Annotated in this window: 6 protein-coding genes and 2 pseudogenes; 1 reads left to right on the top strand and 7 read right to left on the bottom strand. The window is 74.4% G+C overall.

The genetic code is table 11. The features are described 5' to 3' along the window. Window positions 1–79 precede the first annotated feature (79 nt). Window positions 80–265: pseudogene (locus AB0H87_RS36730) on the top strand (transposase); the annotation flags it as partial. A gap of 11 nt (window positions 266–276) precedes the next feature. Here the strand turns inward: AB0H87_RS36730 and AB0H87_RS36725 are convergent. The 7 genes and pseudogenes from AB0H87_RS36725 to AB0H87_RS36695 all read right to left on the bottom strand — a co-directional run. Next, window positions 277–1104 (bottom strand): hypothetical protein, encoded by an 828-nt coding sequence (locus AB0H87_RS36725; RefSeq protein WP_360156706.1) that lies wholly within the window; start codon window positions 1102–1104, stop codon window positions 277–279. After that, window positions 1101–1964 carry a hypothetical protein gene (locus AB0H87_RS36720; RefSeq protein ID WP_360156703.1) on the bottom strand — a complete coding sequence of 288 codons (864 nt, stop codon included), beginning with the start codon at window positions 1962–1964 and terminating at the stop codon, window positions 1101–1103. The genes AB0H87_RS36725 and AB0H87_RS36720 overlap by 4 nt, the downstream gene beginning before the upstream one ends. 54 nt (window positions 1965–2018) lie before the next feature. Next, a complete protein-coding gene (locus AB0H87_RS36715; protein WP_360156700.1) occupies window positions 2019–2636 on the bottom strand; it encodes a response regulator transcription factor in 618 nt (205 codons plus the stop codon). After that, window positions 2633–3757, bottom strand: a complete 1125-nt coding sequence (locus AB0H87_RS36710; protein WP_360156697.1) for a sensor histidine kinase — start codon at window positions 3755–3757, stop codon at window positions 2633–2635. Before AB0H87_RS36710 ends, AB0H87_RS36715 begins: the two co-directional genes overlap by 4 nt. Then, on the bottom strand, window positions 3721–4512 hold the full coding sequence (locus AB0H87_RS36705; protein ID WP_360156694.1) for an ABC transporter permease: 792 nt from the start codon (window positions 4510–4512) through the stop codon (window positions 3721–3723). Before AB0H87_RS36705 ends, AB0H87_RS36710 begins: the two co-directional genes overlap by 37 nt. Then, complete coding sequence (locus AB0H87_RS36700; RefSeq protein WP_360156691.1) at window positions 4509–5330, bottom strand: ABC transporter ATP-binding protein; 822 nt, start codon at window positions 5328–5330, stop codon at window positions 4509–4511. The genes AB0H87_RS36705 and AB0H87_RS36700 overlap by 4 nt, the downstream gene beginning before the upstream one ends. Window positions 5331–5494: 164 nt before the next feature. Beyond that, window positions 5495–5899 (bottom strand): annotated as a pseudogene (locus AB0H87_RS36695) (chorismate-binding protein); the annotation flags it as partial. Between the last annotated feature and the right edge of the window lie 59 nt (window positions 5900–5958).

Here is a 5958-nt window from a genome sequence, read left to right as displayed (position 1 = left end):
ACCTGCTTGAACTCGTCGAGGTCGAGCAGCAGCACCGCCCGGCCGCCGTCGTGGGTGCCGCTGTGGCGGCCGGCGGCCCCTGCTGCCGCCGGCCCGCGCGGCGACCGGCCGCCCGCCGGCTCCGCAGCGGCAGGTGGTCGAGGCGCTGGTCTACCGCGACCGGGCCGGCATACCGTGGCGGGACCTGCCGCACCGCTTCGGCCCGTGGCAGACCGCGTGGAAACGCCACCGGCGCTGGACGACGGACGGCACCTGGGACCGCGTGCGGAGTGCCCTCTAGACCGGCCGCAGGAACGGGACGAGCTCGACGGCACCCGGGCCGAAGCGCTCGTCGGCCGCGCGGCGGGTCTCGTCGGTGGCCACGTAGATCCTGGCACTGACGCGGTTGGCCACGACGTCGATCCCGGCTTGGAAGACGCCCGGGAAGGACTTCTCCACTCCGGCCTGGATGCGCTCCAGTTCGGCGGTCGTGCGGGTCGCGGGCGAGACGCACAGGGCGCCGCCCCAGACCCGCCGCAACCGCTTCTCGTGCGTGGCCGGGTCGCCGGTGGTGCGGACGTTGAGGACCAGCGTCCTCGGGTCGTTGGTGTCGTCGCGCAGGTCGACCCAGAGACCCCCGGCGTCCGGAGTGGACGCGACCAGTGCGCGCGCCCGCTCCAGCGCGGCGTCGGTGGCCTTCGCGTCGTCGACGACCCGCCAACCGCCCGCGGGCGCGGGACACGGGCTGGTGAAGTCGGGCGAGCTCCGGTCCGCCGGCGGGCGCGGCGGGCCCGGTGGCTCGGTGAGCGTCAACCGCGATCCGTCGTAGGTGCCCGTCACCTCGAACCGCCCGAACCGGGTGGCGCCGCGGGTGGTGTGTGCGACGGCGTCCCAGGACCAGCCGGCGATGTCGAGCCCCTGGCACTGCGGCACGAGCGAAGCCGTGGCCGTCTCGCACAGCTGCGGGCCGTGGGTCGCGTCCTCGATCACGAAACCGGACCCGCGGTAGCGCTGCGCCGGACTGCTCTCGGCGACGGCGAGGTCCGGGCCGGGCTCCCGGGCCTCGGCGGCGTCGCAGCCCGCCAGGCCCACCACCGCGACGACGAGCAGGACGCGGGCCTTCACAGCGGCTCCAGGAAGCCGGTCAGCCGGACGGTGCCCGGCCCGAACCGGGCGTCCAGCTCGCGGCGGCGGTCGTCGGTGGCGACGTAGACCTCCGCGCTGACCTGGTTGGCCACGACGTCGACGCCGGAGGTGAGGATCCCGGGCAGCGTGGCCAGCTCGGCCTGGACCCGCTGGAGCTCCGCGCTCGTGCGTCGCGCCGGCGAGACGCACAGCGCGCCACCCCAGACCGCCCGCAGCCGCCGCTCGTGCGCGGTGACGTCGCCGGTGGTGCGGGCGTTGAGCACGAGCTTTCTCGGGTCGTTCTCGCCGCCGTTCTGGTCGATCCAGGCGCCCGCCGCGCCGGGCGCGGACTCGGCCAGCGCCAACGCCTGTTGCAACGCCGCGTCGGTGGCCGTGGCGTCGTCGACGACCCGCCAGCCACCGGGCGGCGGGGGACAGGGGCTGGTGAAGTCCGGCATCGCCGCGGCGCGGGGCGCGCCGGGCGGCCGGGGCGGCTCGGCCAGCGTGAACCGCTTCCCGTCGTACGTGCCGACGATCTCGAAGGTGCCCCACCGCGTGCCGGCGACGTTCTGGTGATCGAGCCCGTCCCAGGACCACCCGACGACGTCGGGGCCACCGCACTGCGGCGGCAGAGACGTGGCGACATGCTGGCACAGCTGCGGCCCGTGCTCGGCGCTCTCCAACACGGTCCCGACGGCCCGGTAGCGACCGGCGTAGCTCTCGGAGGCGAACGGGCTGTCGTCCGGCTCGGGCTCGGGCGGTTCGGCGGCGAACGACGGGCCCTCGGGCTCACCGCAACCGGCGAGCGGCGTGATCAGCAGGCCGGTGAGCACGAAGGCGAGCAACAGGCGTGGCTTCACACCTACTGCGACGCGGCCGGGACGACGACGGTTCCGATCGATCCCGGCGACGCCTCACAGCAGGCCCGCGGCCATCGCGGTGGTGACGGCCGCCGTGCGGTCGTTGACGCCCAGCTTCGCGAACGTGCGCAGCAGGTGGGTCTTCACCGTCGCCTCGCTGATGTGCAGGGCGCGGGCGATCTCGCCGTTGGAGAGTCCGCGGGCCACCAGGCGCAGCACCTCGACCTCCCGGGCCGACAGGCTCTCGGCGCGCGGGTGGCGCACCCGGTGCAGCAGGCGGGTGGCGACCGACGGGCTGAGCACCGTCTCGCCCCGGGCCGCCGCCCGCACCGCCGACACCAGATCCGCGCGGGAGGCGTCCTTCAGCAGGTAGCCGGCGGCGCCGGCCTCGACCGCGCGCAGGATGTCGGCGTCCGTCTCGTAGGTCGTCAGCACCACCACCCGTGTCGCCGGCTGCGCGGCCAGGAGCTGGGCGGTCGCGCCCACCCCGTCGAGGCCCGGCAGGCGCAGGTCCATCAGCACCACGGCCGGGCGCAGCGCCGCCGCGGCGGTCAGCGCCTCCGCGCCCGACGCGGCCTCGCCCACCACCGTGATGTCCGGCTCCCCGGAGAGCAGGCCTCGGACGCCGGCCCGGACCACCGGGTGGTCGTCGACCAGCAACACCGTGATCACGCCGGCACCTCCACGCGGACCGTCGTGCCGGCGCCCAGCTTCGAGTCCACCGCCACCGAGCCTCCCACCTGCGCCACCCGCGTCCGCATCCCGGACAGGCCGAATCCGGCGGCCGGCGCCGCCGGGTCGAACCCCGGACCGGCGTCGCACACCGTCAGCGTCACCCCGGACCCGCCGTAGGACAGCGTCACCTCGGCCGGACCTCGCGCGTGCTTGCGGACGTTGGTCAACGCCTCCTGCGCGGCCCGCAGCAACACCACGTCCAGACCGGTCGACAGTGGACGGACCGAGCCGTGCACGGCCATCGTCGGCGACAGGCGGCGCAGCGCGTCGACCAGCGAGCGCCCGTCGAGCAACGCCGGCGTCAGGGCCGCCACGAGCGCCCGGGCCTCGTCGAGGTTGTCGCGCGCCGTGTCGAGCGCGAGCGCGAGATGGCCGTCGGCCCGGGCCGGGTCGGCCCGCGCCGCCTGGATCAGCATCACCACGCTCGACAGTCCCTGCGCGATCGTGTCGTGGATGTCGCCGGCCAGCCGCTGCCGTTCGGCGAGCGTGCTGAGCCGCGCCACCTCGGCCCGCGACATCTCCAGTTCGCGGATCAGTGCCGCCCGCTCGTCGCTCTGCCGGAGGATCCGTTGCGACCAGGTGCCGAAGATGGTCGACACGGTGACGATCACCACGGCCGTCGGCAGCAGCTCGCCGAAGAGCACCGCCGCGTCCCCGTCGACGATCCAGAACACCACCACGTGCACGCTCGTGAACAGCGCGGCGGCCACCACCGCGAACCGGGCCTGCAGCGCCATGAAGCACTGTGGACAGAGCGCGAACAGCACGAACGACGCGCCGCTGACCAGGGCCACCGCGGGGACGTACAACAGGAACGCGCCGAGCACGTAGGCCAGACCCCGCCAGCCCGACTCCTCGTCGCGGATGAAGCGGCGACCGATCAGCACGTACCAGATCCCGATCGCACCCAGCAGCCCGGCTGACGTCCAGCCCGCGGCGGGCGAGGCCGCGGTGCGCAGCACGAACACCGCGACCCCGACCCCGACCACCGCGAAATAGGCGTCGAACCAGTGGAACCGGGTCACCCACGCCGACTCCAGCGGAACGTGGTCAGACATAGCACCAGTCCTCCGATGCACCAGGCGGCGAGCACGAGTGCGGTGCGCCCATGCTCCCACGACGGCACGACCTCCTGGGGCAGGATGCTGTCCGGCAGGAACGCCGACCGGAAGCCCTGCGCCATCCACTTGAGCGGGAACACCGAACCGAGCTGGATCACCCAGTCCGGCAGCGCACCGACGGGCGTGTAGTAGATGCCGGAGATGAAGCCCAGCACCACGTACGGCAGGTTGAGCACCGCCGCGGCGCTGCGCGCGGTGCGCGGCACCGCGCTGGCCGCGACCCCGAGCAGGCCGCAGGCGACCACACCGAGCCCGAACGCCCAGGCGAACGTCAGCCACCGCGCCGGCGACGCGGGCAACGGGAGGTCGAACAGGACGAACCCGATCGCGACGATCAGCACGACCTCGAGCACGGTCACCGCGACCACGAGCAGGACCTTCCCGATGAGGTACGCCAGGGGCGGCATCGGCAGACCGCGCAGCCGCTTGAGCGTGCCGTCGTCCCGGTCGGTGGCGATCCCGATGCCCAGGTTGACGAAGGTCGTCGAGGCGACCCCGGCCGCGACCATCGACGGCACGAGGTACTGCGCGGACGTCACGGTCGACCCTTCGTAGACGCCGCTGAACAGCGAACCCAGCAGCGTGAGCAGCACGACCGGCAGCGCGAAGGTGAACACGACGGCGTCCCGCTCCCGCCAGAACTGCCGCAGCTCGACACCGGCCCGCGCCGCGCTCAGGGAAACCACGCTCATCTCGTGCCTCCGATCAGCTCCAGGTAGACGTCCTCCAGCGACGGCCGGGTGACGGACAGGCCCGGCACCGGCCCGCCGTACGAGGCGGTGAGCCGGGCGACCACGGCCGCCGGGTCGGTGGTCCGCTCGCGGCCGTCCCGCCAGGAGACCGTGGCCTCGTCGCGCGCGCCCAGCGCGGCCGGCGCACCCTCGGCGACGACCCGCCCGCCCGCGATCACGGTGACCACGTCGGCCAGCGCCTCCGCCTCGTCGAGGTAGTGGGTGGTGAGCAGGACGGTGGTGTCACCGAGCCCGCGCACGACCGACCAGAACTGCCGCCGCGCCTGCGGGTCGAACCCCGTGGTCGGCTCGTCGAGGAAGAGCAGCCGCGGCCGCCCGACGATGCCGAGCGCGACGTCGAGCCGGCGCCGCTGCCCACCGGAGAGCCGGCGCACGCGGCTGTCCCGCTTCTCGGCCAGCCCGACCAGCTCGAGCGTCTCGTCGAGCGGGCGCGGCCGCGGGAAGTACCGGGCGACGTGCCGGACGATCTCGGCCACGGTCAGCTCGCCCGCGTCCGCGGTCTCCTGAAGCACGATGCCGATCCCGCGCCGCCAGCCGAGCCCGCCCCGTGCCGGGTCGACTCCGAGCACGGTGACCGTCCCGCCGTCGCGGGCCCGGTGCCCTTCCAGGATCTCCACCGTCGTGGTCTTGCCGGCGCCGTTGGGTCCGAGCAACGCCCGCACCTCGCCGTGCGCGATGTCCAGGTCGAGCCCGTCCACCGCCACCGTGTCGCGATAGGACTTCCGCAGCCCCCGTACGCGTACCGCGTGGTCTGTCATGCCTTCGATGGTTTGCCACGGCAGGGCACCCGCGGGACGACCGGCGGTCGGAACTCCGGTGTCCGTCGACCGGTGGACACGCGGGAACCGGCGGGCCGGGCGGGGGCTCTCGAACCCGCCCGACCCACCGGCTCAGCGGGTAGGCGTACCCCGGATCGCCGGGATCATGCCGACGCGACCGGAACCAGCACGTGCCGCAGCAGGTCGGACAGTGCCGCCAGCCCGTCCTCGCTGAGCACCGACTCGGGGTGGAACTGCACGCCCGCGAAGGCGGCGCCGCGCAGCGCGTGCACGCTGCCGTCGTCGGCCCGGGCCAGCTCGACCGGACCGTACGGCGACGACAGCACGTCGGCGGCGGCCGTCGGCGTGAACGTCGAGTAGAAGCCGACCCGGCGCGGCGTCCCGAACAGGTCCACCACCGTCTGCACGCCCTGGTAGGGCGCGAGCCGGCGGCGCATCCCGAGGCCGAGCAGCGACGACAGGATCTGGTGGCCGAGGCAGACGCCGAGCAGCGGGCGGCCGTCGACGAGCCGGGCGGTGGCCACCGCGCGCATCGTGGCCATCTTCGGCGACTCCGGGTCGGTCGGGTCTCGGGGGGCGCGCGCCGCCCGCACACTCTACAGCAGTC

Origin of the sequence: Asanoa sp. NPDC050611 (genome assembly GCF_040654855.1) — a bacterium.
Taxonomy (GTDB): Bacteria; Actinomycetota; Actinomycetes; order Mycobacteriales; family Micromonosporaceae; genus Asanoa.
The sequence above is the reverse complement of the archived record's forward strand: the minus strand, read 5'-3'. Positions and strand labels throughout refer to the sequence as shown.